Genomic DNA, 26,058 nt, shown 5'->3' with positions numbered 1-26,058 from the left:
AAATAAACAACGCTTTGCGTTTAAAAAAACACGGATGGCACAAATGCTTTCACGAATGTCACTAATCTGGTGTTACTTGTGAAATTATTTGAGTCATTTGTGTTTAATAATAATTGAAATTAAATTTACAATGAAAATACAATTCTTAGGGCAAAATTGCTTTCTGTTCACATACAAGGACAAAACAATTTTAAGTGACCCTTTTTACAATTACAAAAAAGCGGAGTCGGGATTCGATATCTCTGCTCAAAAAATCGATTACATTCTGTTGACCCATGCTCATGGTGATCATATCGCAGATGTTGCAGAAGTATTACAGCATTATCCGGAAGCTACAGTAATTGGGGTACCTGAAGTATGTGGTTACTTTAAGCAGGCTAAAAACACAGATGATGTAAACTTAGGAGGATCGGCAAAAATCGATGATCTTAAAATTTCTATGGTTCCGGCTCATCATACGAGTTCTTTCCCTGATGGAAGCTATGGAGGTGTCCCTGTAGGGTATATTTTCAGACTTCCTGAGGGTAAAAACATCTATTTGGCAGGAGATACAGGGGTAATGGCAGATATGGAGTTATTTCCAAGATTATATGGTAATATCGACCTTTCTATCCTTCCGATCGGTAGTCATTATACAATGTGCCCAAGAAAAGCATCTTTTGCTGCTGCGGAACTTTTAAAAACTCCAAAAGTAATCGGGTGCCACTTTGATACATTCCCGGCAATCGAAATCAACCACGAAAGTGCATTAAAGCATTTTGCAGATAAAAATGTAGAACTTGTTTTACCAAAACTGGGAGAGACGTTCGAATTTTAATCAATAACAAGAAAGAGAGAAACTGAAAATTAAAAAAATGAAAATGATGCGTAAGGTATTAAAAACAAAAAAAGATAATTATCAAATTACCTCTCTCTTCACGTTAAACCAAAAAAAAATGGCAAGCTACCTAAATCACACCGCTACGACCGATTACCTTTGCTGCGTTCCCACCCTGGAGGATTCTCAGGAGCTGGTTGTTTAGGACTTGCCGTTGCAAAGGTAGGAATATTTTATAAACTTCAAAACATTATTAAAGAAAATTTGTCGAAAAAATGCAGTGGTAGAGCTAAACGGCTGACATTTAGGGGGATAATTTTTCAACTTTTTTCTAAAAATTTAAACATGACGAAAAGTCCATCAACACTAGGAATTATACTTTTTATCGCTACAATGATCGTTTTTTTTGTAGTGTACACTTTTTTTTCAGGGATCAATTATTTTGATATCTCTCTGAAAGCCAATGCTTTTGTTTTGCCTCTTTTGTATGCGGGGGCCGCTTTCTGGTCTGTAAAATCGTATTGGAATACCCATAGAGTAGTAAAATTTAAAGAAGCTTTCAAAAGAGCCTTCGTTCCGATGTTTATCGGAGGAATTCTTTCGATTTTCAGCATTTATGCCTTTTTAAATTTCGTAGACCCGGCTGCCAAAAAGTTATTGAACTATCAATATGTTCAAAGACAAAAATCAGAATTGGATACGGAATACACTACAGCCAGAAAAATTTTAAAACATCAAAAAGATATTGATGAGCTGGATCAGAAGTACAAAGAAAGATTACAAAGCTTTACTCCTGAGGCTGTAAAAGGAAAAGATATGCTTACCGCAAGTCATTTTTCAGGATATTTTGCAGCAATTCTTATATTTTACGTAGTTTTGTCGGTGTTTTTCGGAGCGTTTTTCAGAACAAGAACGATTCATCAGCCCGAAGAAATGAATCAAGCCTAATTTTATTAAAATTAAATGAATTTATCTATAGTTATTCCGTTACTGAACGAAGAAGATTCTTTGGAAGAGCTTTTTTCAAGAATTGATAACGTTTGCAAATCCAGTAATTTATCCTATGAAATCTGGTTTGTAGACGATGGAAGTACGGATTTGTCGTGGAGTATTATTGAGAATATGAAAGTACAATATCCTCAAATCCACGCTATTAAATTTTCCAGAAATTATGGAAAATCACAGGCGCTACACGCCGCTTTTGCAAGAACGAACGGGGATGTGGTAATTACCATGGATGCTGACTTACAGGATTTCCCGGAAGAAATCCCTGAGCTTTACAATATGGTCGTAAATGAAAATTACGATATTGTATCAGGGTGGAAGAAGAAACGTTTTGATAATGTGATGACGAAAAATATTCCGTCAAAACTGTTCAATGCTGCTGCCAGAAAAGTTTCGGGAGTTTATCTTCACGATTTCAATTGTGGTTTAAAAGCCTATAAAAAACAAGTTGTAAAATCCGTTGATGTATACGGAGATATGCACCGATATATTCCGGTATTGGCTGCCAATGCAGGATTCAGAAGAATAACGGAAAAAGAAGTACAGCATCAGGCAAGACCTTACGGAACCTCGAAATTCGGAACAGAAAGATTTATCAGAGGGTTTTTAGATCTGGTAACGCTTTGGTTTGTAAGCCGGTTTGGGGGAAGACCGATGCATTTCTTTGGAGCAGTAGGGACTGTGATGTTTATTTTTGGTTTTCTTTCGGCCCTTTGGTTGGGAGTATCCAAACTGATTGATGTGGCCAGAGGAATTTACGGACACTTAATTACCAATAATCCTTGGTTTTATATTGCTTTAACGATGATGATTATGGGAACATTATTATTTGTTGCCGGATTCCTAGGAGAAATGATTATCAGAACCAACCGTGAGCATAAGAACTATAATATTGATGATGTAATATAATGGAAGAAAAGTTGCCCAAAATTTATTCTAAAAAAGCGATTTTAGGATTTTCTATTTTTCTTTCAACACTCTTTGGAGGCGTTTTATTATTTCAGAACCTTTTGAATGTCAATAAAAAGAAAGAGGCTTATACAGTGTTGGGGATTTCTATCGTTATAACGATATTAACTGCTGTTATTGTGAACATTCCTGAAAAGCCGATCAGTGCTTTGGCCTATGTTTGTGGACTGGCAGGAGGTATGTTGTTATCCGATTATTTTGTTCCGAAATATTTCCCGAACGAAACGGAATACCCAAAGAAACCGATATGGAAACCTTTAATTATCGGAATTATTATAGTGGCTATTCTGGTGACATTAGCAATTTATGCTGCTTCACTGGAAAATAGTTATTAAATGATATCATTATAGTATACAAATACCTCAAAAAGTAATATGCTTTTTGGGGTGTTTTTCTTTTATATTTGTAGAAGGCAGCAAAAATCAAATCAGTCATTAGTAATAAGAATTAATAATTCAAGACATAAAATTGGCCAAATTTTTTCCAATAGAGGTTTCAGACAAGTAGAAAAATTGAAAATTATCAGGTATTTTATTGTCAAAAGACAAAGTTTTTTAAAAATTTTAATCCTATTTTTGTTAAAGAATATTGTTGAGAGTTCTCTGGATCGGATAAAAAACAACCTTGAGAACTTTCAATAGGATTGGTCATGTTTGATCATCAGGATAGTAATAGAATATTTAAAATTAAATATGAAAAAAATAGTATACACATTGATGTTGGTTGCAGTAGTTTCCTGTGGAAAAGTTTCTCCCAAAGGAAATATTGAAAAGAAAGATGTGGATGTTTCGGAGTTTGTGAATCTGGATTTGAACGGTAAATTCCGTGTATTTTACGCCAGAGGCCCGAAAAATTTTGTAGAAATAGAAACGTATCCTAATGTAGCTAATAACCTTGACGTTGATGTAAAAGATAAAACACTTTTCATCAAAGAAAAAAGAAGAACAAAAGGAGTAGATTTTTATAACGTAACCATTTATTCAAAATACAACCTTGAAAAAGTTGCTGTTTCAGACTCTGTGGAAATGAATATTTCGAGTGAAATTAAAACTGATAATTTCAGACTCAATATGAAAAATAATGCAAGTTTCATGGGATCTGTAAACACCAGAAGAGCAGAAGTGGAGATGCATAACAGAAGTAGAGCTAACTTTTTAGGATTAACTAAAGATGCGGTAATAAAAATTTCAGATACAGCAAGTTTAATTGCTCCTTATTGGAAAATTACCAACCTGAATGTTGATTCTAAAAATGGGAATTATGCAGAGGTCAATGTAAAAGATTCTTTGAAAGGAAATATTCAGAACACCGCTAAATTTGTCTATTATAACGATCCGATCAGAGCGTTTAAAGTAGAAAAAACAACGAAAGTTGAAAATAAGAAATTAGAGTAAAAAGGTTGGAAGTTGGGAGTTGGAAGCTGGAGGTACTTTTAGTTTACCGAACTTCACATTTTCACCTTTAAATAAATAAAAAAATAAAAAGCAGAAGTTTGAAACTAGGCAGAGAAATAACCTCCAGCCTCCAGCTTCCTTCTTCCAGCTAAAAATAAACAGAACAATAAATAAAAAAGCAGAAGATTGAAACTAGGCAGAGAAACAACCTCCAGCCTCCAGCTTCCTTCTTCCAGCTAAAAATAAACAGAACAATAAATAAAAAAGCAGAAGTTTGAAACTAGGCAGAGAAATAACCTCCAGCCTCCAGCTTCCTTCTTCCAGCTAAAAAAAATAAACATAAAATATGAACACATTAGAAAAAGCGAAACTTTGGTTAAGTGATACATTCGATGCAGAAACGAGAAATGCAGTACAGACATTAATCGACAATAATTCTCCTGATCTGGAGGATTCATTCTACAGGGAACTGGAATTTGGGACAGGAGGTATGCGTGGTATCATGGGAGTGGGAACCAACCGCTTAAATAAATATACATTGGGACAGGCTACTCAGGGGCTTGCCAATTATATGTTGCAGCAGTTCAAAGGAGAAGAGATCAAAGTGGCTATCGCTTATGATGTTCGTAACAACTCAAAAGAATTCGGAAAATTAGTTGCAGATGTTTTGACAGCAAACGGAATTAAAGTATTGCTTTTCAAAGATCACAGACCAACTCCTGAACTTTCTTTCACCGTTCGTGATAAAAAATGTAACGGAGGAATTGTATTAACAGCATCTCACAACCCACCTGAATATAACGGTTATAAAGTATACTGGAATGACGGAGCACAAATTGTTCCGCCAAATGATGAAGCGATTATCAAGGAGGTATACTCTGTACAATTTGATGAAATTAAATTCGATGGAAATGATGACCTGATCGAGTGGATCGGAGAGGAGCAGGATGATGTATACATCGATGCCTGTATTGAAAATTCTACGTATCAGAATGTTGGAAAAGAAAACTTGAATATTGTTTTCACATCTATCCACGGAACAACATACACAACGATTCCAAAAGCTTTAGAAAAAGCAGGATTTAAAAAGATTGACCTTGTTAAAGAGCAGATGATTCCAAGCGGAAATTTCCCAACGGTGGAATCTCCAAACCCGGAAGAACCGGCAGCTTTAGAAATGGCATTGGATCTTGCAAGAATTACGAACGCCGATATCGTTATTGGGACAGATCCGGATGGAGACAGACTGGGAATTGCAGTAAGAAACCTTGACGGTGAAATGCAATTACTAAACGGAAACCAAACCAATACAATCCTTACTTACTACATTTTGAACGAGTGGAGAAAACAAGGGAAGATCACAGGAAAAGAGTTCATCGGTTCTACCATTGTAACTTCAGATATTTTCTATGATATTGCTCAAAAATTCGGAGTAGAATGTAAAGTGGGTCTTACAGGATTCAAATGGATCGGAAAAATGATCCGTGAAGCTGAAGGAACACAAAAATTTGTATGTGGTGGAGAAGAAAGTTTCGGATTTATGACGGGAGATTTTGTGCGAGATAAAGACTCTTGTGGAAGTATCCTTTTAGCATGCGAAATTGCTGCTTGGTGTAAAGCCAATGGAAAAACAATGTATCAGTACATGATTGAGATCTATGAAGATTTAGGGATGTATTATGAAGGATTGATCAACATTGTAAGAAAGGGAAGAGAAGGAGCTGAAGAAATCCAGACTATGATGAAAAACTTCCGCGAAAATCCTCCAAAAGAACTAGCAGGTTCATTAGTAGAAGAAATCAAAGACTTTAAAGAGCAGACAAGCTTTACGGTTTCAACGAACGAGAAAAAGGTAATGGCTGATATTCCAAAGTCTAATGTATTGATTTATTATACACAGGATGGAACAAAAGTTTGTGTAAGACCTTCAGGAACAGAACCTAAAATCAAGTTTTATGTTTCAGTAAAAGATGCCATCTCTTCTGAAGCAGATTTCAAGGATAAATTAAAATCATTAGAAGCTAAAATCGGAGCTGTTAAAACAGATTTAAAACTGGATTAATCAACTGATTGCAGCACATGATAAAAAAAATTATAACTATATGTATACTGTCTGCAATTGTAGTTTCCTGTAAAAAGGAAACTACAGTTTCTGATGTAAAACCTGTAAAAGATTCGATTACAAAAAACGAAACTAAAGAAGAGCTGTATAAACCGGTTGATACCGTTTGCTCTCCCAATAAAAAAACAGAGGACTACATCACTGCACTTCAGTGGTATCATACAAAAATAGATAAAGAAGTTGCAGAAAATACTCCGGAAAAGAACAACAATGTATATGAAGATTATCTTAAAATCAGAGAAAAATATACAGAATGTCTAAGTTCTTTGAATGCTGATGTTTTAGATAAATATGTTAATTATTACGATGCAGAAAAAGAACGATACAATCTTCCTGAGCATGTAAATAAACTTGCTGCCGAATTTAAAAAAGCAGGTTTGGAATTCAGGGAAGTAGGAGAAGGGATCACAGAAATCTGGACGATTCCGGGATATTATTCATCTATTTTTAAAAATAAAGTGACTCCGGATTATGACGTCTATATTTCACAAACGGATAAAGAAAGTGAAAGCAATTATGCAGCGGATGCCGGCTTAATGATTTCCTGGGAAGAATTAGGAAACAGATTGATGTTCTGGGAAAATTTCATCAACAAATATCCTAAAAGTAAGCTGATAAAATTTGTAAAACAAGACTACAATAATTATCTAGCTGATTATTTGCTAGGTATGGATAACACTCCGACATATCAAGAAGACTTCGACAAAGGAACCGGAAAACTATACGATGAAAACAGAGCGGAATTCAATAGGATCATCAAAAAATATCCGAATTCCTATACGGCAAAAAAAGCAAAAGAACTAATAGCCCTTTTTGATGCACAGATGCCGGTAAATCAAATACATGAAAGAATCAATGTTGAAAGAAAATATTAGTAAATTTTAAATAAGAAATAAAGTGAAAGTTTCAAAATTAGCGGCGAACCTGATTGGTTCTGAAATTGTAAAAATTGGTAACGAAGTAAATGATCTAAAAGCAAAAGGAGCAGAAATTGCCAATCTTACTATTGGTGACCTGAATTCTAATATCTATCCTATCCCGGCATTGCTGAAGGAAGAGATTCAGAAAGCATATCAGAATAATCTGACAAACTATCCGCCTGCAAACGGACTTTTATCTTTAAGAAAAGAGGTTTCCAAAGATTTAAAAAACAGATGGAACCTTGATTATTCTCCTAATGATATTTTAATTACGGCAGGATCAAGACCTTTGATCTATGCGGTATACAAAACTATCGTAGACGAAGGAGATAAGGTAGTATACCCAACTCCGTCTTGGAACAATAATCATTATGCTTACCTTACTTCAGCAAACGCTGTAGAAGTGAAAACAAAGCCTGAAACCAATTTCCTTCCAACTGCAGACGACTTAAGACCTCACCTGGACGGAGCCGTTTTATTAGCGCTATGTTCTCCATTGAACCCTACAGGAACAATGTTTACAAGAGAGCAACTTTCAGAAATCTGCGAATTGGTGATTGCCGAAAACAAAAAAAGAGGAGCAGACGAAAAACCGTTATATTTAATGTATGACCAGATTTACTCTAACCTTACTTTTGGAGCAGAACATGTAGACCCGGTTTCTCTTTTCCCTGAAATGAAGGATTATACAGTGTATATTGATGGTATTTCTAAATGCCTTGCTGCAACAGGAGTACGTGTAGGATGGGGATTCGGTCCTGCTCATATCATTGATAAAATGAAAGCTCTTCTTACCCATGTAGGAGCTTGGGCACCAAAACCGGAGCAAGAGGCAACTGCAAAATTCTATGAAAACCCTGAAAATGTAAATACATTCGTAGATGACTTTAAAGCAAAACTGGAAGAAAGCTTAAAAGTTCTTCACGGAGGAATTCAGGATTTAAAAGGAAAAGGTTTGGCGGTAGACAGTATTGAGCCAATGGGAGCACTTTATCTGACCATCAAATTAGATTATATCGGAAAAACAAAACCTGATGGAGCTGTTGTTGAAAACTCTTCAGACCTTGTATTTTACCTAATCAATGAAGCAGGAGTTGCCTTAGTGCCATTCTCAGCATTTGGGGAAGAAAAGTCAGAACCTTGGTTCCGTGCATCAGTAGGAGGTCTTGCGATCGATGAGATCAAAGTAATGCTTCCGAAGTTGGAAAATGCTTTGAACAATCTAAAGTAATCTTTACCTTAATATATGCTTCGACTTCGCTCAGCATGACATCGTTAAAACCAATAAATAGTATTAACCGTGTCACGCTGAGCGGAGTCGAAGCGTTTTAGAGTAAATCATTTGAATTCAGTTTTCCTATACGTCCCTAGGACCTATGGAGTTATTTTTTTGATTAAGTACATAAACTAATAACAGGCTGTCTTTTTATGAAAAAAATTAAATAAAAATTAAAATTGAATAAACATTTTGTGGTAAAGTGAACAAGGAATTACCTTTGCCGTTTTTATAAGCTAAGAATAAACAGGGTTGAAAAAGACAACGATGAAAAGAATAAGATTTTTGCTATTACCAATGTCTATATTGGTCTGTTCACAAGAAGTAGATACATTGAAGGTAACAGAATTGCCACAGGAACTTGAACCAAAAGTACAAACTTATACTTTAAAAGACGGGACTGTCAGAACTTATCCAAAACCTAAACTTCTGGATTTTGTGACCAAACTACCCAGAAACTTTATTGATACGAATAAAGATTTTGTAGCCAAAGATCATGCTTATTATTTAGGAGGAGCGGTAGCATCAACATTAATTCTTATACCTTTCGATCAAAAACTAATCGATAACTCCAGAGAATTAGGAGAAAGATGGGGAATGGATAAGGATAACAACTATACCAAAATTGGTGGAGTCTTTAAAATACCCAAAGATATCGGATCAACGCTTTACCTGATAGGAAATGGTTCTACACTGGTATTGCTTGGAATCGGTTTCGGAACCTATGGTTTAATTAAAAATGACTACAGAGCTCAGGCTACAGCAAGCGGATTAATGGAGAGTTTAATCCTTTCAGGGGTCTTTACCCAGACTATAAAAAGAATTACCGGAAGGGAAAGTCCGTTTATTGCAGAAGAAAATGGCAATAAAGGAGGAGCTTGGAATCCTTTCCCAAGTTTCTCGGCATTTAGTAAGAATACATCCAGTTATGACGCTATGCCGTCAGGACATTTAACCACTTTTATGGCCGGGATTACTGTTATTGCAGATAACTATCCGGATGCAAAATGGATTAAGCCTGTGGGATATACCTTAGCAGGAGCCTTATGTTTTCAAATGATGCAAAGTAAAGTACATTGGGCGTCGGATTATCCTTTAGCGTTGTTGATGGGATACTTTATCGGGAAAACAATCTCAAAAAGCAGATATACATCAACAGAAGGAACAATAGGGAAAACAAAATATAAATTTGACCTTATGGCATCCCGCCAATGGGAATACAATATGGTAGGTGTAAAACTATCTTTTTAAATATCAACTCATTTAATAAAAATCTATATCCAATTCCCACATTTTCATTGAAGGTGCGGGAGTTTTGTTTTTTGAAAAAGATAGATCAATTTTGTATCGAAACCTGGTATAGAATACCATATTTTATATGACAAACTAAAATACTTTCACTATTTTTGAGCTGAAAAAGCTATCATACATCCTTTCTGTAATAAGGATTGAAAGATAACAGCTGAATAGAAGAACTTTAATTAAGATTTTTATTGAATGAAAATAATCGCTGTCATCCCTGCCCGTTACGAAGCTAGTCGCTTTCCAGGGAAATTAATGCAGATTTTGGGTGAAAAAACCGTGATTACCACTACTTATCAAAATGTTGTGGAAACCGGATTATTTGATGAAGTATTTGTGGCTACAGATTCTGAAATTATTTTTAATGAAATTGTTCAACACGGCGGAAAAGCTGTAATGACGGGACAGCATGAAACAGGAAGTGATCGAATTGCTGAAGCCGTACAGAATATCGACTGTGATATTGTGATCAACGTTCAGGGAGATGAACCTTTCCTTAAATTAGAGCCTTTACAGCAGCTTATAGAAGTTTTCAAAGCAGATGCTCAACAAGAAATTTCATTAGCTTCATTAAAAATAAAATTAACTGGAAAAGAAGAAATTGAAAACCCCAATAACGTAAAAGTTATTACGGATAATAATGATTTTGCCCTTTATTTCAGCCGTTCAGCAATTCCTTTTCACAGAGAAATTTCTTATAATGTAAATTATTATAAACATATTGGAGTATATGCATTCAGGAAAGAAGCATTGCTGCAATTCTCAAAGCTGGAAATGAAACCATTGGAAATATCAGAGAAAATAGAATGCATCCGCTACCTGGAATATGGCATGAAAATCAAAATGATAGAAACCAATTTTATCGGAGTAGGGATCGATACACCGGAAGATTTGGAAAAAGCAAGAAAGTTAATTTAATTTGAAGATTTGAAAATGAGATAATTTGAAAACGAATATGGCAATTGTATTTCTTCCTCTTTTGCCTTATTTGCTTTTTTAGCTTTCTTCACTTTCCTCCCTTTTTGCATTTTATCCCAAATCCTCTTATATTTGAATTTATAAATAAAATTAATGAAGAAGTTACTCTTAGTATTTGGATTGATCGTTTCGCATTTAACTTTTGCACAGACGGCAAAAGAAATTATAGATAAAAACATTGAATTATCCGGAGGATTAACCAATTGGAAACTTTTAAATTCAGTGCTGCTTCAAGGAAAAGTAGTTTTAGGAATTAAGGACGAATACCCGATAAAAATTTATCAGCAGCGCCCTAATCTTACCAAAACAGTAATCACGGCCAACGGAAAAGATACGGCTATTGAAGGTTTTGACGGAACTAAAGGGTATGCGATGAACTATGCTGCCAATAAAGTTCAGGAGTATCCTGAATATGTACCGGAAAGTTTTGATAATGACTTTATCGACTGGGAAAATAAAGGTTTCGATGCCAAATATCTTGGAAAAGAAAAGGTAGGAGAGATCTACTGTCATAAAGTTGAACTTACTAAGAATGTTAATAAGAATATGTATTATTTTGATACCAAAACGTATATGCTTTTGAAGGAAGTTAAAAAGGATGAAACAGTAGTATATTCTGATTATAAGAAAGTAGGAAACCTGGTAATGCCTTTCAGAATTGAATCTTCGAGTCCTAAAAAAGATGGAGATTACGTCATGCTATTAAACAAAATTGATGTAAACAAAGTTTTTCCGGCTAATATTTTTAAATTTTAAATCCACTGCGGCTTAGCTGCAAATAAAATCATAAGAAATGAAAAAGATTTTTTTACTGCTGCTCTCCTTTATGGCATTCCTTCAGAGCTGCACCAATCAAAAAAGTGAAATTTCTAAAGCCAAAACCCAAGAACTTATGGGAAAAACAATATATGATTTCAAAGTAGAAAGCCTTGATGGTAAAGAGATTAACTTTGCCGATTTTAAAGGAAAGAAAATCCTTATCGTTAATACAGCTTCTGAGTGCGGTTTTACTCCACAGTATGCTGATCTGGAAAAAGTATATGAACAATACAAAGATAAACTGGTTGTTGTAGGCTTTCCTGCAAATAATTTCGGAGGACAAGAGCCGGGTACCAATACGGAAATCGGCGCCTTTTGCCAGAAAAATTATGGCGTAACATTCCCAATGGCTGCTAAAGTATCCGTAAAAGGGGATGATACGGCACCAATCTTTAAATATTTAACAGAACAAGAATTAAACGGAGTAAAAAATACCACCATCCTTTGGAACTTTACCAAATTCCTTGTGGATGAAAATGGAAAACTGATTGACTCTTTTGTAAGTACAACAAAACCTACAAGTGAGGCAATTACAAAGTATTTGAAATAAATAAAAAATATTGATATACAGAAAGTGGATGTTATCATCCACTTTTTTATTTTTGCACGATGAAAAAACTAGTAATTATTTTTATACTTATCCTTTCTGCTAAAGGATTTTCACAAAGTTATTTTTCAGGTAAAATCAACTATTGCACTCCCCAAAAAGAAGACTCCAAAAAGAAATTTGATGTAGTAATCAAAGCATTACAGTTTCCAAAACTTTATGAGAGAGCAACTCGTGGTATGGTTCATGTTGCGGCTCAGGATTCCACATATTGTGATGCGTATTTTATGGCAGGATATCTTTTCAGATTACAGGAAAAATACGAGGAAGCTCTTGCTTACTATTATGTAGCAGATAGCTTAGCCCAGAATAGATCTCCAGAATTTAAGCAAAATTTAGCTATTGAAATGATGAGAATTGAGCGGGCTGATTTGGCAAGAGAAAAGTTTCAGGAAATGGTAAAATATTTTCCCACTAATCCGGAAGGGTATTATGGTATAGCTAATACTGCAATTGTTCTTAATGATTTTGATAATGGATTAAGCAATTTGAAAAAGGCTGAAAAGCTGTATGAAAGCTCTGGAGAAGTAAAGGTTGACGTAAAATACATGTATGGTATGTTGAATTGTCTTAAAGAAAATTACGAAGAAGCATTACCTTATTTTGATGAAGTGTATTCTACATATAAAAAAGATAAAGGATATTTATCTCTTTATGCACTTACTTTAATAAAGGTTGGTAAGGCCAAGAATGATGAAAAGCTTATTAAAAAAGCCTGGAAAACGTATGAAAAAATAAAAGATATACAAGGACCGGAGGATCTTTCTGAAAAAATAAAGAAGGAATTCTCCTAGGATTTGTTCTCACTTTAAAAAGAATACAAAGAAATTCTATAAATCTGTGTAAATCCGTGTGATTTGTGGGGAAATCGATTCAACCACAGATTTTCGAAGATTTACACAGATTTTTTATTAGCGTTTTTTTATCCTTGCTCATCAATAACCTTGTCTGCAAAACAAAAAATATTTCCCAGTTTGATACTGGAATATCCATTGCTTTTTATTTTGGAGGAATTGATCATTGCTTTAGCCAGAATATTAGTGGGTAAGGGCTTTTGACTCTCTAGCAGACCAAATTTATTGGCAAACTTTATAATCCGACTGCCCAAAACTTCTCCCGTTCTTTCAGAGTCTTTTCGCTCCAGCATTCCGGGTTTAAAAATAGTAATCTTATTAAAGTGTAATTGCTTTACAGCCTCTTCAAGCTCACCTTTCATTTTGGAATAAAAGATTTTAGAGGTTGAGTTTGCTCCATATGCTGAAACCAGGATATAATCTTCAACATTATTTTCCTTGGCTGCTTTTGCGAATTCATATTGATAATCAAAATCCACCTTTTTTTGAGCTTCTTTGCTTCCCGCATCCTTTAAAGTGGTTCCGAGACAGGAAAAGGCAACATCTCCCTTCACCATTTCTTTCCATTCTTCAGGCTTTTCAAAATCTACGATATGAACCTTAAGTCTTTCGTTTTCGATATTCACAGGTTTTCTTACAAAAATATCAACTTCATCAAATGCTTTATCATGAAGTAACTGATTGACTAAATCTTTTCCTGTGGCACCTGTAGCGCCGATTACTAAAGCTTTCATAATAATTTGTGATTGATAAGATTATTTTCTTTTCTTAAATTTACTAAATTTGATTAAAAGATAAAAGATAAAAGATAAAAGATAAAAGATAAAAGATAAAAGATAAAAGATAAAAGATTTTTTTATTAAATATCTGCTACCTATTTGTATATCAATTACTATTAATCATATTACTAATTACCCATTACTTATTACTTATAAAAAGCCATGGATGCCAACGAAATTTTAGATTATTGCCTTACTAAAAAAGCTGTTACAGAAAGTTTTCCTTTTGATAACGAAACGCTTGTACTAAAAGTAGATACCAAAATGTTCCTGTTAATGGGGCTTGAAAAACAACCTTTATCTATTAATGTAAAAACAGATCCGGAATGGAGTGCGGAACTTAGAGAGCAATATCCACAAATTACAGGAGCTTATCATATGAACAAAACCCACTGGAATTCCGTAATGTTGGATGGCTTAAAAAAAGATTTAGTTCTTAAACTCATTGATCACTCTTATGATTTGGTTTTTAAATCTTTGACAAAGAAAGTACAGAATACAATCAATGATTCTTTGCAAAACTAAGGCGTAGAGTAAATTTTTTACCATTTCTTGAGGTTAGGGTATGAAAATTGTTGTTAATTTTGAATTAAACAATTAAAACAATAAACAGATGAGGAAGTATCTTCCAATGCTCGCAGTAGTGGGTATTATTACATTATCAGGGTGTAATTCAACGGATAAGAAAAATGCGCCGGCAGCTACAGACACTACTGCTAATACTGTGGCACCTGCTTCTGAGAGTTCAGAAAACCTGAAAATTGAATTTTCAGGGACTGAGAATTTTACGATTAAAAATCCAAAGCTCAAAGTAAGTTTATTTGGTGTTGATGAAAGACTGGCAGATGCTCCTGCGACATTAATTACGGAGAAAGAATATGAAGAGAAATCAATTCCGTTTACCATTGATTTACCAGTTCCTAAAGATGCTGAAAGTAAAATTAATCCAAAACCTGTAGGACCTGCTAAATATTATGTTACAGTAAGTTGGGATTCTGATGGAAATGGAAAAGCAGATCAAAAAGGAGACATCTTCATCGATTATGATAAGCAGTTTCCTAATGTGAAATTAAACAATGAAACGCAGAAAGTTTACTTAAAAGTATTGAAATAGTCTTGCCTAGAATAATAACAGCTTTTAAAAGTAAACTGCAAAATATTTACTGTTGATAAAAAAAAGTAACTCATACTAGAGTTACTTTTTTTTAGAAATGATATTCTTCAGTTAATCTTTTATCTTCATCCAGTCTTTCAATTAATTTTTCAAGACCTTCAAACTTAATTTCATCGTGAAGGAAATCTCTGAATCTTACGGTAATTTTTTCATCATAAATATCACCATCAAAATCAAGGATATAAACTTCTACTGTTAATTTTTCTCCATTTACTGTAGGATTGGTGCCTATGCTCAACATTCCTTTGTAAGATTGCCCTTTTACATCAACTTCAACAATATAGGCGCCTTTTTTGGGAAGAAGCTTGATGGATTCTATATCGATATTGGCAGTAGGATAGCCAATTGTTCTGCCTATTTTTTTTCCATGAACAACGCTTCCGGAAACAGAGTAGGAGTATCCCAGCATTTCATTAGCTTCCTTAATATTTCCGGTTAAAAGAGCATTACGTACTTTGGTGGAGCTGATATTATTTTCATGAATATTGATAGCTTCCATTTGTTCTACCTCAAAATCAAGCTCCTTAGAAAGTTTTTGAAGAAGTGCAAAATTTCCGCTTTTATTTTTTCCAAAAGAATGATCGTAGCCTATAATAAGATATTTTACATTAAGCTTATCAATTAAAATCTGACGTACAAATTCTTCTCCGGTTAAATTTCTGAACTCTTCATCAAATTCTTTCAGGAACAAATTATCGATGCGATATTTTTCTATCAGTTGTTTTTTTTCTTCTAAAGTATTGAGGAGCTTTAAATCTTCATTAGGATTAAAAACAAATCTGGGATGTGGCCAAAAAGTAAGGATAGCAGTTTCCAGATTGTTTTCTGTACCTATTTTTATCAGTTCATCAATAATACTTTTATGCCCGAGATGTACTCCGTCAAACATTCCTAAAGACAATGCTAGAGGCTTTTGAGAGGAATAATCTTTAAAATTCTTGAAAACTTTCAAAACGAAAAAATTTTGATTGCAAATATAAAACCTTTATTTTGATTGGAAGCGATTATGAATGATGCTGAACAAAAAAAGTTATATGTTAAAAACACTATTAATATATTAACTATAATTTGATTATTGGTTTTAAATTTTATTAATTATTTATTAATTTGTTTATATTTATGATTTATTTTAAATAATTATTTGTTTTATGTTGATAATTTGATTATTTTTAAAAAAAACATTATGAACAAAAAATTACTTTTTATCGCACTTATTGTTGGAATTAAATTAAGTGCACAGTGTAATCCTGTAAATTTACCTTATACAGAAGATTTCGAAAGCGTAACAACTCCAGCGTTACCGCCATGTACGACCATTGAGAACGCAGGATTGGGATCTAATTGGATTACCAAACAAAATGCACACACTGGAATTTCAAGTAAAGCATTGACTTATAAATTTAATTCTTCAAATGCTGCTAATGCTTGGTTTTTTACTCCTGGATTAAATCTTATTGGAGGAGTACAATACAAAATAACTTATAAGTATTCCGGTACCGGGGGAACCTTCCCGGAAAAATTAAAAGTGGCGTACGGAATGGGGGCTAATAGTTCTTCTATGACCAATCAATTGGCAGATTATCCTAATATTGTAACATCAAGTGTGTCTACGGATGCTATAACATTTACGCCTTCTACTACAGGAGTATATTATATGGGATTTAATTGTTACTCCAATGCCGATCAATATTATTTACAAGTTGATGATATCAGTGTGACCAATTCTCAGTTAGCTACTGCAGAAGTAAATCGCAAAAATGATGCAGTCAAAATCTATCCAAACCCATTTATAGATGTGGTAAATATGGTTAAGGCGGATTATGTGAAATCTATTTCCATTAATGATATGTCTGGTAAAACAGTGAAAACTATCGATAAACCATCTCCACAGGTTAGTTTAAAAGAATTAATTCCGGGAGCTTATATGATAAAACTGGAAATGAAAGATGGGTCTCAAAAGGTAATCAAAGGTGTTAAAAAATAGGCGGAGCTTTTTTATACTAAAATATATTTAAAAATCATAGAACCAAAGGAGTTTTTTCTTCTTTGGTTTTTTTGTGAAAAAGCATGATAAAAATCTTTTTTTTACCAATTGCGGGTTTATGAAGAATCACTATATTTGCACCAAGAAAAAATTTAGCAATGGCAAACCAAATTAAAGGTAAAATTTCTCAAATTATTGGTCCGGTAATCGACGTTGTCTTTACTGATGTGGAATCTGTTCCAGCAATCTATGACGCGTTAGAAATTACAAAAGAAAACGGTGAAAAAGTAATCTTAGAGGTAGAACAACATATTGGCGAAGATACAGTAAGATGTATCGCAATGGACGCTACAGATGGTCTTAAGAGAGGTCAGGATGTGATTGGATACGGAAATCCTATTACAATGCCAATCGGAGAGGCTGTAAACGGAAGACTTTTCAACGTAGTTGGGGATGCTATCGACGGACTTCAAAATATTTCTAAGGATGGAGGTCTTCCAATCCACAGAGAAGCTCCAAAATTTGATCAACTTTCAACTTCTGCAGAAGTTTTATTTACAGGTATTAAAGTAATCGACTTAGTTGAACCTTACGCAAAAGGAGGTAAAATTGGTTTGTTCGGTGGTGCCGGTGTAGGTAAAACAGTATTGATCCAGGAGTTGATTAACAATATTGCAAAAGGACACGGAGGTCTTTCTGTATTCGCCGGAGTAGGTGAAAGAACGAGAGAAGGAAATGACCTTTTAAGAGAGATGTTGGAATCTGGAATTATCAAGTATGGTGACGATTTCATGCACTCTATGGAAAATGGAGGTTGGGATCTTTCTAAAGTAGACTTAGAAGCTATGAAAGATTCTAAAGCAGCATTCGTTTTCGGACAGATGAACGAGCCGCCAGGTGCGAGAGCTAGAGTAGCACTTTCAGGTCTTACATTAGCTGAGTACTATAGAGATGGTGGAGAAAGCGGACAAGGTAGAGACGTACTTTTCTTCGTAGACAATATCTTCCGTTTTACACAGGCTGGTTCTGAGGTATCTGCACTTCTTGGTCGTATGCCATCAGCGGTAGGTTACCAACCAACTCTTGCTTCTGAAATGGGTGCGATGCAGGAAAGAATTACTTCAACTAAAAATGGTTCAATTACTTCAGTACAGGCGGTATACGTACCTGCGGATGACTTAACTGACCCGGCTCCTGCAACAACGTTTGCTCACTTGGATGCAACTACAGTATTGGATAGAAAGATTGCTTCATTAGGTATTTACCCGGCGGTAGATCCATTAGCATCTACTTCAAGAATCCTTGCTCCTGAAGTTATCGGTCACGATCACTACAACTGTGCTCAAAGAGTAAAAGAAATCCTTCAAAGATATAAAGCGCTTCAAGATATCATCGCTATCCTTGGTATGGAAGAACTTTCTGAAGAAGATAAAGCTGTTGTTTACCGTGCTAGAAAAGTTCAGAGATTCTTATCTCAGCCTTTCCACGTAGCAGAACAGTTTACAGGTATTCCGGGATCATTAGTTGATATCAAAGATACAATCAAAGGATTCAACATGATTATGGATGGTGAATTAGATCACTTACCGGAAGCTGCTTTCAACTTGAAAGGAACTATCGAAGAAGCTATCGAAGCAGGACAAAAAATGTTAGCTGAAAACGCATAAATTATTAACAATTTGAGATTTGAAATTTGAGATTCGATGAGTAATTTCAAATTTCAAACATCAAATTTCAAATTTGTTTCTATGAATATAAAAATTTTAACACCAGAATACGTAGTTTTTGAAGGAGAAGTAGACTCTGTATTATTGCCTGGAAAAAATGGTGAATTCCACATCATGAAAAACCACGCAGGAATCGTTTCTTCTTTAATCGGAGGTGATGTAAAGCTTTTCACCAATTCTATTGATGAAGCTTTTGCTAAAAACTTCGCTAAAGAATCTGGAAAAGACTCTGTTTTTGCTTATACTATCAAAAGCGGTGTTGTAGAATTTAATCATAATAAAGGAATTATCCTTTGTGAATAATTAAATGAAAAGCTAAATATATTTTCAAGAAAGTGTAACTTTGTGTTACACTTTTTTTATTTATGTAAAAATCTGATTCTATGAAGAAAAGTATAATCATATTCTTTACAATTCTGGGAATTTCCCTCAATGCTCAGAATATCAAGACCAAAAGAGGGATCATCAATTTAGACGGAATTCCGGTTGCAAAAATCTCCAATAAATCCAATCAATATACTTTTATGGATTTAAAAGAGACTCCATTATACACAATGGAATTTATTGATAAGAGTATCGTGGATTCGGTTAGAGATAGCTACATTAAGCTCAATAGAGTATATAATAGGGATAAAACAATTGAATTGGATTATATTTCACCTTCTGCATTTTCAGGAGAAGAAAAGTCGGCTGTCTATACTTCTGTGAATGGTTTCAAAATTATCGATAATAAAGGCGTCAATGTAAAAAATCTCGATGATCTTTTTTCAAATACTCCTAAAAGAAAATTAGATAGCAAAACGAAAGAAGCCTATACGATAAGAACGAAAATTGATAAGCTGAATATTGAAGTGAATAAGGTTGGTGAGATCCTAAGCAATGGTGTTCCTGTAGGCTATTTTACTAACTTACCTGTTAGTTTTGGGTCAGACGATAAAATTATGGATAAAACGTTTGTAGATATTGAAATTTATGATGCTAAAAGCAAATACATTGGGAAATATATTACAACAACAAAACAATTAAAAACGGCCGGAGGAAAGTCTTTTACGATTTACAGAGAAATGTCGGGAAGAGCTTCTATTTTAAAGTTTCCAACTTATAAAGCTCTTGCAGAACGAATGGCTATGATGGATCCGAACTTTATTAAAATACAAGAGAAAGTATCCGTAGGACCTGTCGTGAAAGAGCAGTCTCATTAAAAATGATCAATAGAAACGGGCTTTAGCCCGTTCACATAAAATCCCACATTCCATTGGCTTTAGCCAAAACATAAAAAAATCCTACCTTTAGATTTATAGGAATCCAGATTTTAATTTTTTCAGAAAAGAAACTTATGGCTGTTTTAGTAAAAATATCATGATTTCAAAAACCCTATTGGAAAATCAAAAAAAATTACAAACTCAAAATTACTCCATTGTCTTTCAATTGCTGCATCGGTTTTGAGAACCAGAATAATTCAAAATCATCAAAATTTTCTTCAAACTGAGTTTTAAGTTGTTGAACGGTAGGTTTCTTTTGGTTTTCAATAGAATTCTCATCCAATATATTCATGAGCCATTCTGCTTTGTCCTGTTCCAATTCAACTTTTACAATATTGGTTTTCAAATGGAATGTAAGCTGGGTATATGTACCGGAATATTTCTTTTTATTTTTTACGCGATTCTCGGCAATTACATTTTTTGTTAGAAATATGACTTTTGAATTTCCTTTAAAACTAAATTGTCCGTCTTCCAAAAGACAATCATGAATATAATCGGGATGAATCGTTGTTCTTGGAATTTTAAAATCAAACCATTCCTGAAGAGGTAATTCAAAATTTACTCCATGCATATAATTGAATAGTGACTTTTTTAGACCAAAGCTGAATTTATTGTGATCAATTCCCGTTTTATCTTTAAAGTCTATATCATTATTGGCAAACAAAATTTCTTGTTCTATGGGAACAACTCCGAAATCATCCGGACTCATACCAACGGGTGAGTGAGCTGTCATGGCAAACTGGTGCCAAAATCCACTCTGAAGGATTCCCATTTCAAAAAGTTGCCTTACCATCTCCAAAGAGTCAACAGTTTCCTGAACAGTTTGAGTAGGGTAGCCATACATTAAGTAAGCATGAACCATAATTCCCGCTTCCGTAAAGTTTCTTGTCACTTTAGCTACTTGCTCTACAGAAACGCCTTTCTCGATGAGTTTTAATAATCGATCACTGGCTACTTCAAGCCCTCCTGAAACCGCTACACAACCGGAAAGTTTGAGCAGATAACATAAATCCCGGGTAAAGCTTTTTTCAAAACGGATATTAGTCCACCAGGTAACCACCAAATTTCTGCGAAGAATTTCCAATGCAACTTCTCTCATCAATGCAGGAGGAGCGGCTTCATCTACAAAATGAAAGCCTGTCTCACCGGTAGTTTTGATGAGTTCTTCCATTCGGTCTACCAGTATTTTGGCAGAAATAGGTTCATAGATTTTAATATAGTCTAAAGAAATATCGCAGAAAGTACATTTCCCCCAATAGCATCCATGAGCCATCGTAAGCTTATTCCATCTTCCGTCACTCCATAAGCTGTGCATGGGATTGGCGATTTCAATGACAGAAATATATTGATCCAGCTTTAAATCGGTGTAATCCGGAGTTCCGATATCTGCTTGTTTATAATCGTGTTTTTTAGAATTGTTTTTATAAACAACTTCCTGATTCTCGATTAAAAATGTCCTTTTGTATTGAGATTCTTCGTTTTGCTTAGGATGGCAGATGTTTTCATAAAGAAGCTCAAGAGGTACCTCACCATCATCTAAGGTAATGAAATCAAAAAATTCAAAAACTCTCTGATCTTTTACATCTCTTAATTCTGTATTGGGAAATCCTCCTCCCATAGCGATTTTAATATGAGGGTAATTCTTTTTGATAAACTGAGCGCATCGGAATCCTGAATATAAATTTCCCGGGAATGGTACAGAAAAACAAACGAGTTTGGGCTGTGTAGTCTCTATTTTTTCTTGAAGAATTTTTAAAGTAAATTCATCAATGAATGTATGTTCACCAGATAATTTTGAATATAATTCATCAAAGGAATTGGCGCTTTTACCAAGACGTTCCGCATATCTGCTAAACCCAAAATCGGAGTCAATATTTTCAACAATATAATCTGAAATATCTTCTAAATATAAAGTAGCTAAATGCTTTGCTTTATCTTGTAATCCCATATTTCCGAAAGCGAATTCCATATCATCTAACTGGTTGAAACGGGAAGCTTCCGGAAGAAAATTCATGCTGCAGATTTGCCTTGCCAAGGTAGGAGTTTTACCTTGTAAAAAAGGAATAACCTGATCAATGGTCTTTAGATATTCTTCTCTGAGAGCAAAAATTCTCTGAGAGTTTTCGGAGGTATTCTGAAGATCAATTTTTTTATCAAATACCTTCTGAATTCCTTTTTGGGAAAACAATTCCAATATAACATCAATCCCCAAATCAACCTGATAGCTGGAAATATTTTTGGTGTTCAAGAACCCTTTAATATAAGCTGTCGCGGGATAAGGAGTATTAAGTTGGGTAAAAGGTGGAGTAATAAGAAGCAGATCTTTCAACAGAAATTTTTTGTAAAGTTATTCCAAAGTTTTTTCAGAAAAAAATTTTTTGCTCTGATTATAGACAGGTTTAAATTCTGTTGAAAAATTTCCCCGCAGATCTCACGGATTTCACAGATAAAATGCTGCCGCGACATCATGTAAGTTTGAAGAAGGGAATGATGAATGGAGGCTATTTCCTCATAGCTGTAAATATTAGGCGTGAACTGTGTTTTTTCGGTCGGAAATAACATTCAGAATGACTCCCAGTAAAATAAGAGTAATTCCAATCAATAAGTTGGCGGTAAATTTCTCATGAAACATCAACACACTAACCATCACTGCAACGACAGGCTCCAGCGCTCCTAAAATAGCAACCGGAGTAGAACCAATACTCTTAATAGCATATACTAAACACAGACTGGAAATAACCGTAGTAAGAAAAGCAAAAATAAGAAAGTTGAAAAATATAGCTGCTGAAGGGATCGCAAACGACTCATGTCCTATGATAGATTTTGTCATGAAAAACAGCGAAGTAAAAAGCATAGAATAGAAGGTAAGCTTAAATCCCGAAACTTTAAGTTTAGATTTGTTGACAATTACCATGTAAAGAGCATAAAATAGAGAGCTGAGCATTACAATTCCTAATCCGGCAAAATTAATTTCAAAACTATTTCCTTTTAAACATAAAACAATTACACCCGCAAAGGCAAAAAACAGAGATAGGATGGATAAGCTGGTGAGTTTCTCTTTATAAAAGAAAAACATGATTAAAGCTACAATCACCGGATAGATGAATAAAACAGTAGAGGCAATTCCAGGCGTAAGGAAATCGTACCCTATAAACAGAAATTCTGAGGAAAGTGCATAGCATATTCCCAGAATAGCTAATATTAAAGCTTCTTTTTTATTGATTCTAAAGTTTTGTCTGGAATAAATCAGATATCCACCTACCATAATGGCAGAAAAGAAAAACCTGTAAAACAGGGTAATGTCCATTGAAAAATGGGCTTGCTTGATCGGCAGAATAAAAATTGGAATCAATCCATAGGAAACCGCCGACAAAATTCCCAATATATATCCTCTGAGTTTCATTGTTTTTTATAGTTTTTAAATAAAAAACCACTGAATCAATCAGTGGTTTTTTGTATTGTTATGAATTAAATCGGTTTAAAACTTAATCCTTGTTCCTGCAGTAATAATTGTTCCTGCTCTTTATAGTAACCACTTACTAATTTGTCGTGAATTGCTTCAAATGCCGCTAATGTTTCATTAATTTCGGCATCCGTATGAGAAGCGGTAGGAATCAACCTTAAAAGAATCATTCCTTTTGGAATAACCGGGTATACTACCACGGATGTAAAGATCCCAAAATTTTCTCTTAAGTCTTTCACCAATAGAGTAGCTTCTACAGGAGTTCCCTGCATCATTACCGGAGTTACACAAGTGTTGGTATCCCCAATATTGAATCCTCTTTCTTTTAAACCGCTCTGTAATTTATTTACATTTTCCCAAAGTTTAGCTTTAATCTCAGGTCTTGATCTTAAAAGCTCTAATCTTTTCAAACCTCCGATTACCATTGGCATTGTAAGAGATTTTGCAAAAATTTGCGATCTTAAGTTGAACTTCAGGTATCTGATGATTTCTTTGTCCCCAGCAAGGAATGCTCCGAAACCAGCCATTGATTTAGCAAAAGTAGAGAAATATACATCAATCTGATCGGTACAGTCTTGTTCTTCACCCACTCCGGCTCCTGTTTTACCTAATGTCCCAAACCCGTGTGCATCATCTACTAAAAGTCTGAACTGATATTTTGATTTTAAATCACAGATTTCTTTGATCTTACCTTGTTGTCCTCTCATTCCGAAAACTCCTTCAGTAATGACAAGGATACCACCTCCTGTTTCTTCAGCAACTTTAGTCGCTCTCTGAAGATTTTTTTCAAGACTGGCCATATCGTTATGCTTATAGGTAAATCTTTTTCCTGAATGAAGTCTTACACCATCTACGATACAAGCGTGAGAGTCCATATCGTAAACAATTACATCGTTTCGGCTTACCAAAGCATCAATGGTAGAAACCATTCCCTGATAACCAAAATTTAATAAATATGCTGATTCTTTTTGTACGAAATCTGCCAATTCTCTCTCCAATTGAAGGTGCTGATCTGTTTCTCCGGACATTGCCCTTGCTCCCATCGGGTAGAACATTCCAAATTCTGCAGCCGCCTGAGCATCCGCTTCTTTTACTTCAGGATGATTACACAATCCTAAATAGTCATTGGCACTCCAGAAAATTACTTCTCTACCTTGAAATTGCATTCTAGGGCCGATAGGACCCTCTAATCTTGGGAAAATAAAATATCCTTCTCCATAATCTGCAAACTGTCCAAGAGGTCCTGGATTTTCTTTTATTCTTTCAAAAATATCCAACATTGTTTCGTAATTTTTAAGTAAAAAAGCCTTTCTTGTAGAACACGCAAAAGGCTTTTGTATTGTGATTTTATTTGTTCTTATTTAATAAACTCAGTCTTGAAAACTTCGTCATAATTGTGAACACAGTTGTTAACAAATCCCTGTTCAGCCATCCATTTATCACTATATACTTTAGTGATGTATCTGGAGCCATGGTCAGGGTATATTAAAACAACCACGTCGTTTTCGGTGAGTTCATGAGATTGTGCATACTGTATTAGCCCTTGGGTTACGGCTCCTGTTGTATAACCTCCCATAATAGCCTCTTTCAAGGCAATTTCGCGGGTTCTGTATGCGGCCATTTCATCATTTACCCTTACAAACTCATCTACTTTATCAAAAAGTAGAGCCGATGGAATCAGGTTTTTTCCCATTCCTTCAATTTGATAAGGATGTACATCTTCTTTGTGAATCTCTCCTGTTTCGTGATAGCTTTTTAATATAGAACCGTCCGCATCTATTCCGATTATTTTAATATCCGGATTTTTTTCCTTCAAAAACTTTGCCGAACCTGATAATGTACCTCCTGTACCTGTACAAGCAAAAAGGTGGGTGATCTTACCTTCTGTTTGTTCCCAGATTTCAGGACCAGTAGACTGGTAATGGGCATCAATATTCAGTTCGTTAAAGTACTGATTGATGTAAATAGAATTTGGAGTTTCCAAAGCGATTCTCTTAGCGACTTCATAATAAGATCTTGGATCATCCGCCGGAACGTTGGCCGGGCAGATATAAACCGTAGCTCCTAATGCTTTTAAATAAGCAATTTTTTCTGGTTTTGTCTTGTCGCTTACCGCGAGAATACATTTATATCCTTTAATGATACATACCATTGCAATAGAAAATCCGGTGTTGCCGGATGTAGTTTCAACAACTACAGAATCTTCCTTTAATAAGCCTTTTTTCTCTGCATTTTCTATAATATGAAGTGCGATTCTATCTTTGGTGGAATGTCCAGGATTATATGATTCTAACTTGGCATAAACGGTTGCTGGAATATCTTTTGTGACAGTATTTAGCTTCACCATAGGTGTGTGTCCTATTAGGCCAAGAATATTATCGTAAACATTACTCATTATTTGTTATTTTCAATAAAAATCTGACTGCAAAAATACAAAAAAATAAATAATTACTAAACTTTTGTTTGATTTCTAGGCGCCGGTTCTAGAAAAAACCATTTTCGTATTCGCAGTTTAGACAGGACTATAATCGCAAATACTACGCCAAATTTTTTAAATTTTGTTAAAAGCCACCTAAAATAATATAAAAGCCTTATTTTCGCATAAT

Annotated in this window: 25 protein-coding genes and 1 other RNA gene; 19 read left to right on the top strand and 7 right to left on the bottom strand. The window is 34.6% G+C overall.

Annotation, left to right across the window (positions count from 1 at the left end):
- The first annotated feature begins 130 nt into the window (after nucleotides 1-130).
- Nucleotides 131-817, top strand: coding sequence for a metal-dependent hydrolase (locus CW752_RS01925; RefSeq protein WP_101238109.1), 687 nt, complete (start codon nucleotides 131-133; stop codon nucleotides 815-817).
- 116 nt (nucleotides 818-933) lie between these two features.
- Here the strand turns inward: CW752_RS01925 and ffs are convergent.
- An RNA gene (ffs, locus tag CW752_RS01920) (signal recognition particle sRNA small type) lies at nucleotides 934-1,031 on the bottom strand.
- A 131-nt stretch (nucleotides 1,032-1,162) separates the two neighbouring features.
- Here ffs and CW752_RS01915 point away from each other — a divergent pair.
- From CW752_RS01915 to CW752_RS01855, 12 genes are all read left to right on the top strand, one after another.
- Nucleotides 1,163-1,765 carry a DUF4199 domain-containing protein gene (locus tag CW752_RS01915; protein ID WP_101238193.1) on the top strand — a complete coding sequence of 201 codons (603 nt, stop codon included), beginning with the start codon at nucleotides 1,163-1,165 and terminating at the stop codon, nucleotides 1,763-1,765.
- 15 nt (nucleotides 1,766-1,780) lie between these two features.
- Complete coding sequence (locus CW752_RS01910) at nucleotides 1,781-2,731, top strand: glycosyltransferase family 2 protein (RefSeq protein ID WP_101238108.1); 951 nt, start codon at nucleotides 1,781-1,783, stop codon at nucleotides 2,729-2,731.
- Complete coding sequence (locus CW752_RS01905) at nucleotides 2,731-3,126, top strand: rhomboid family intramembrane serine protease (protein WP_101238107.1); 396 nt, start codon at nucleotides 2,731-2,733, stop codon at nucleotides 3,124-3,126. The genes CW752_RS01910 and CW752_RS01905 overlap by 1 nt, the downstream gene beginning before the upstream one ends.
- Before the next feature lie 357 nt (nucleotides 3,127-3,483).
- A complete protein-coding gene (locus CW752_RS01895) occupies nucleotides 3,484-4,185 on the top strand; it encodes a GIN domain-containing protein (protein ID WP_101238105.1) in 702 nt (233 codons plus the stop codon).
- A 346-nt stretch (nucleotides 4,186-4,531) separates the two neighbouring features.
- Nucleotides 4,532-6,247, top strand: a complete 1,716-nt coding sequence (locus CW752_RS01890; protein ID WP_101238104.1) for a phospho-sugar mutase — start codon at nucleotides 4,532-4,534, stop codon at nucleotides 6,245-6,247.
- Between the two features lie 17 nt (nucleotides 6,248-6,264).
- A complete protein-coding gene (locus tag CW752_RS01885; RefSeq protein ID WP_101238103.1) occupies nucleotides 6,265-7,182 on the top strand; it encodes a tetratricopeptide repeat protein in 918 nt (305 codons plus the stop codon).
- 22 nt (nucleotides 7,183-7,204) lie between these two features.
- The gene (locus CW752_RS01880) at nucleotides 7,205-8,458 is read left to right on the top strand and encodes a pyridoxal phosphate-dependent aminotransferase (protein ID WP_101238102.1); all 1,254 of its coding nucleotides are present in this window, start codon (nucleotides 7,205-7,207) and stop codon (nucleotides 8,456-8,458) included.
- Nucleotides 8,459-8,770: 312 nt separating this feature from the next.
- Nucleotides 8,771-9,754: a phosphatase PAP2 family protein gene (locus tag CW752_RS01875; RefSeq protein WP_101238101.1), complete on the top strand. Its 984-nt coding sequence runs from the start codon at nucleotides 8,771-8,773 to the stop codon at nucleotides 9,752-9,754.
- A gap of 246 nt (nucleotides 9,755-10,000) precedes the next feature.
- Entirely contained in the window at nucleotides 10,001-10,723 is a 723-nt protein-coding gene (gene kdsB, locus CW752_RS01870) for a 3-deoxy-manno-octulosonate cytidylyltransferase (RefSeq protein ID WP_101238100.1), read from the top strand.
- Between the two features lie 153 nt (nucleotides 10,724-10,876).
- The gene (locus CW752_RS01865; protein ID WP_101238099.1) at nucleotides 10,877-11,539 is read left to right on the top strand and encodes a histidine kinase; all 663 of its coding nucleotides are present in this window, start codon (nucleotides 10,877-10,879) and stop codon (nucleotides 11,537-11,539) included.
- Nucleotides 11,540-11,576: 37 nt separating this feature from the next.
- On the top strand, nucleotides 11,577-12,152 hold the full coding sequence (locus CW752_RS01860) for a glutathione peroxidase (RefSeq protein WP_101238098.1): 576 nt from the start codon (nucleotides 11,577-11,579) through the stop codon (nucleotides 12,150-12,152).
- Nucleotides 12,153-12,211: 59 nt separating this feature from the next.
- A complete protein-coding gene (locus tag CW752_RS01855; protein WP_101238097.1) occupies nucleotides 12,212-13,003 on the top strand; it encodes a tetratricopeptide repeat protein in 792 nt (263 codons plus the stop codon).
- A gap of 128 nt (nucleotides 13,004-13,131) precedes the next feature.
- Here the strand turns inward: CW752_RS01855 and CW752_RS01850 are convergent, their stop codons facing one another.
- Nucleotides 13,132-13,797, bottom strand: coding sequence for an NAD(P)H-binding protein (locus CW752_RS01850; RefSeq protein ID WP_101238096.1), 666 nt, complete (start codon nucleotides 13,795-13,797; stop codon nucleotides 13,132-13,134).
- Between the two features lie 207 nt (nucleotides 13,798-14,004).
- Between CW752_RS01850 and CW752_RS01845 the strand changes: the two genes are divergently transcribed.
- Together CW752_RS01845 and CW752_RS01840 are read left to right on the top strand one after the other, a co-directional pair.
- Nucleotides 14,005-14,367 carry an MmcQ/YjbR family DNA-binding protein gene (locus CW752_RS01845; RefSeq protein ID WP_101238095.1) on the top strand — a complete coding sequence of 121 codons (363 nt, stop codon included), beginning with the start codon at nucleotides 14,005-14,007 and terminating at the stop codon, nucleotides 14,365-14,367.
- 88 nt (nucleotides 14,368-14,455) lie between these two features.
- Entirely contained in the window at nucleotides 14,456-14,956 is a 501-nt protein-coding gene (locus CW752_RS01840; protein WP_228401575.1) for a hypothetical protein, read from the top strand.
- Nucleotides 14,957-15,047: 91 nt separating this feature from the next.
- Here the strand turns inward: CW752_RS01840 and CW752_RS01835 are convergent, their stop codons facing one another.
- The gene (locus CW752_RS01835; protein ID WP_101238094.1) at nucleotides 15,048-15,968 is read right to left on the bottom strand and encodes a bifunctional riboflavin kinase/FAD synthetase; all 921 of its coding nucleotides are present in this window, start codon (nucleotides 15,966-15,968) and stop codon (nucleotides 15,048-15,050) included.
- A gap of 231 nt (nucleotides 15,969-16,199) precedes the next feature.
- Between CW752_RS01835 and CW752_RS01830 the strand changes: the two genes are divergently transcribed.
- From CW752_RS01830 to CW752_RS01815, 4 genes are all read left to right on the top strand, one after another.
- Nucleotides 16,200-17,000, top strand: coding sequence for a T9SS-dependent choice-of-anchor J family protein (locus CW752_RS01830; protein WP_133121633.1), 801 nt, complete (start codon nucleotides 16,200-16,202; stop codon nucleotides 16,998-17,000).
- Nucleotides 17,001-17,158: 158 nt separating this feature from the next.
- Nucleotides 17,159-18,667, top strand: a complete 1,509-nt coding sequence (gene atpD, locus CW752_RS01825; RefSeq protein WP_101238092.1) for a F0F1 ATP synthase subunit beta — start codon at nucleotides 17,159-17,161, stop codon at nucleotides 18,665-18,667.
- Nucleotides 18,668-18,748: 81 nt separating this feature from the next.
- The gene (locus CW752_RS01820) at nucleotides 18,749-19,030 is read left to right on the top strand and encodes a FoF1 ATP synthase subunit delta/epsilon (protein WP_101238191.1); all 282 of its coding nucleotides are present in this window, start codon (nucleotides 18,749-18,751) and stop codon (nucleotides 19,028-19,030) included.
- Nucleotides 19,031-19,110: 80 nt separating this feature from the next.
- Nucleotides 19,111-19,929, top strand: coding sequence for a hypothetical protein (locus CW752_RS01815; protein WP_101238091.1), 819 nt, complete (start codon nucleotides 19,111-19,113; stop codon nucleotides 19,927-19,929).
- Between the two features lie 193 nt (nucleotides 19,930-20,122).
- On the opposite strand, the gene CW752_RS01810 is transcribed toward CW752_RS01815, so the two are convergent.
- The 4 genes from CW752_RS01810 to CW752_RS01790 all read right to left on the bottom strand — a co-directional run bounded on the left by CW752_RS01810 (nucleotide 20,123) and on the right by CW752_RS01790 (nucleotide 25,847).
- The gene (locus CW752_RS01810) at nucleotides 20,123-22,318 is read right to left on the bottom strand and encodes a B12-binding domain-containing radical SAM protein (RefSeq protein WP_101238090.1); all 2,196 of its coding nucleotides are present in this window, start codon (nucleotides 22,316-22,318) and stop codon (nucleotides 20,123-20,125) included.
- Between the two features lie 195 nt (nucleotides 22,319-22,513).
- On the bottom strand, nucleotides 22,514-23,392 hold the full coding sequence (locus tag CW752_RS01800) for a DMT family transporter (RefSeq protein ID WP_101238088.1): 879 nt from the start codon (nucleotides 23,390-23,392) through the stop codon (nucleotides 22,514-22,516).
- Between the two features lie 65 nt (nucleotides 23,393-23,457).
- Nucleotides 23,458-24,729 (bottom strand): aminotransferase class I/II-fold pyridoxal phosphate-dependent enzyme, encoded by a 1,272-nt coding sequence (locus CW752_RS01795; RefSeq protein ID WP_185117555.1) that lies wholly within the window; start codon nucleotides 24,727-24,729, stop codon nucleotides 23,458-23,460.
- Between the two features lie 80 nt (nucleotides 24,730-24,809).
- Nucleotides 24,810-25,847 carry a PLP-dependent cysteine synthase family protein gene (locus CW752_RS01790; protein WP_101238086.1) on the bottom strand — a complete coding sequence of 346 codons (1,038 nt, stop codon included), beginning with the start codon at nucleotides 25,845-25,847 and terminating at the stop codon, nucleotides 24,810-24,812.
- Nucleotides 25,848-26,058: the final 211 nt, after the last annotated feature.

Origin of the sequence: Chryseobacterium sp. PMSZPI (assembly GCF_002835665.1) — a bacterium.
Taxonomy (GTDB): domain Bacteria; phylum Bacteroidota; class Bacteroidia; order Flavobacteriales; family Weeksellaceae; genus Chryseobacterium.
The sequence above is the reverse complement of the archived record's forward strand: the minus strand, read 5'-3'. Positions and strand labels throughout refer to the sequence as shown.

What these genes read in the sequence shown, in the direction of transcription:
- CW752_RS01925 (WP_101238109.1), top strand. Translation starts at nt 131, where the DNA reads ATGAAAATACAATTCTTAGGGCAAAATTGCTTTCTGTTCACATACAAG.
- CW752_RS01915 (WP_101238193.1), top strand. Translation starts at nt 1,163, where the DNA reads ATGACGAAAAGTCCATCAACACTAGGAATTATACTTTTTATCGCTACA.
- CW752_RS01910 (WP_101238108.1), top strand. Translation starts at nt 1,781, where the DNA reads ATGAATTTATCTATAGTTATTCCGTTACTGAACGAAGAAGATTCTTTG.
- CW752_RS01905 (WP_101238107.1), top strand. Translation starts at nt 2,731, where the DNA reads ATGGAAGAAAAGTTGCCCAAAATTTATTCTAAAAAAGCGATTTTAGGA.
- CW752_RS01895 (WP_101238105.1), top strand. Translation starts at nt 3,484, where the DNA reads ATGAAAAAAATAGTATACACATTGATGTTGGTTGCAGTAGTTTCCTGT.
- CW752_RS01890 (WP_101238104.1), top strand. Translation starts at nt 4,532, where the DNA reads ATGAACACATTAGAAAAAGCGAAACTTTGGTTAAGTGATACATTCGAT.
- CW752_RS01885 (WP_101238103.1), top strand. Translation starts at nt 6,265, where the DNA reads ATGATAAAAAAAATTATAACTATATGTATACTGTCTGCAATTGTAGTT.
- CW752_RS01875 (WP_101238101.1), top strand. Translation starts at nt 8,771, where the DNA reads ATGAAAAGAATAAGATTTTTGCTATTACCAATGTCTATATTGGTCTGT.
- kdsB (WP_101238100.1), top strand. Translation starts at nt 10,001, where the DNA reads ATGAAAATAATCGCTGTCATCCCTGCCCGTTACGAAGCTAGTCGCTTT.
- CW752_RS01865 (WP_101238099.1), top strand. Translation starts at nt 10,877, where the DNA reads ATGAAGAAGTTACTCTTAGTATTTGGATTGATCGTTTCGCATTTAACT.
- CW752_RS01860 (WP_101238098.1), top strand. Translation starts at nt 11,577, where the DNA reads ATGAAAAAGATTTTTTTACTGCTGCTCTCCTTTATGGCATTCCTTCAG.
- CW752_RS01855 (WP_101238097.1), top strand. Translation starts at nt 12,212, where the DNA reads ATGAAAAAACTAGTAATTATTTTTATACTTATCCTTTCTGCTAAAGGA.
- CW752_RS01850 (WP_101238096.1), bottom strand. Translation starts at nt 13,797, where the DNA reads ATGAAAGCTTTAGTAATCGGCGCTACAGGTGCCACAGGAAAAGATTTA.
- CW752_RS01845 (WP_101238095.1), top strand. Translation starts at nt 14,005, where the DNA reads ATGGATGCCAACGAAATTTTAGATTATTGCCTTACTAAAAAAGCTGTT.
- CW752_RS01840 (WP_228401575.1), top strand. Translation starts at nt 14,456, where the DNA reads ATGAGGAAGTATCTTCCAATGCTCGCAGTAGTGGGTATTATTACATTA.
- CW752_RS01830 (WP_133121633.1), top strand. Translation starts at nt 16,200, where the DNA reads ATGAACAAAAAATTACTTTTTATCGCACTTATTGTTGGAATTAAATTA.
- atpD (WP_101238092.1), top strand. Translation starts at nt 17,159, where the DNA reads ATGGCAAACCAAATTAAAGGTAAAATTTCTCAAATTATTGGTCCGGTA.
- CW752_RS01820 (WP_101238191.1), top strand. Translation starts at nt 18,749, where the DNA reads ATGAATATAAAAATTTTAACACCAGAATACGTAGTTTTTGAAGGAGAA.
- CW752_RS01815 (WP_101238091.1), top strand. Translation starts at nt 19,111, where the DNA reads ATGAAGAAAAGTATAATCATATTCTTTACAATTCTGGGAATTTCCCTC.
- CW752_RS01800 (WP_101238088.1), bottom strand. Translation starts at nt 23,392, where the DNA reads ATGAAACTCAGAGGATATATATTGGGAATTTTGTCGGCGGTTTCCTAT.
- CW752_RS01790 (WP_101238086.1), bottom strand. Translation starts at nt 25,847, where the DNA reads ATGAGTAATGTTTACGATAATATTCTTGGCCTAATAGGACACACACCT.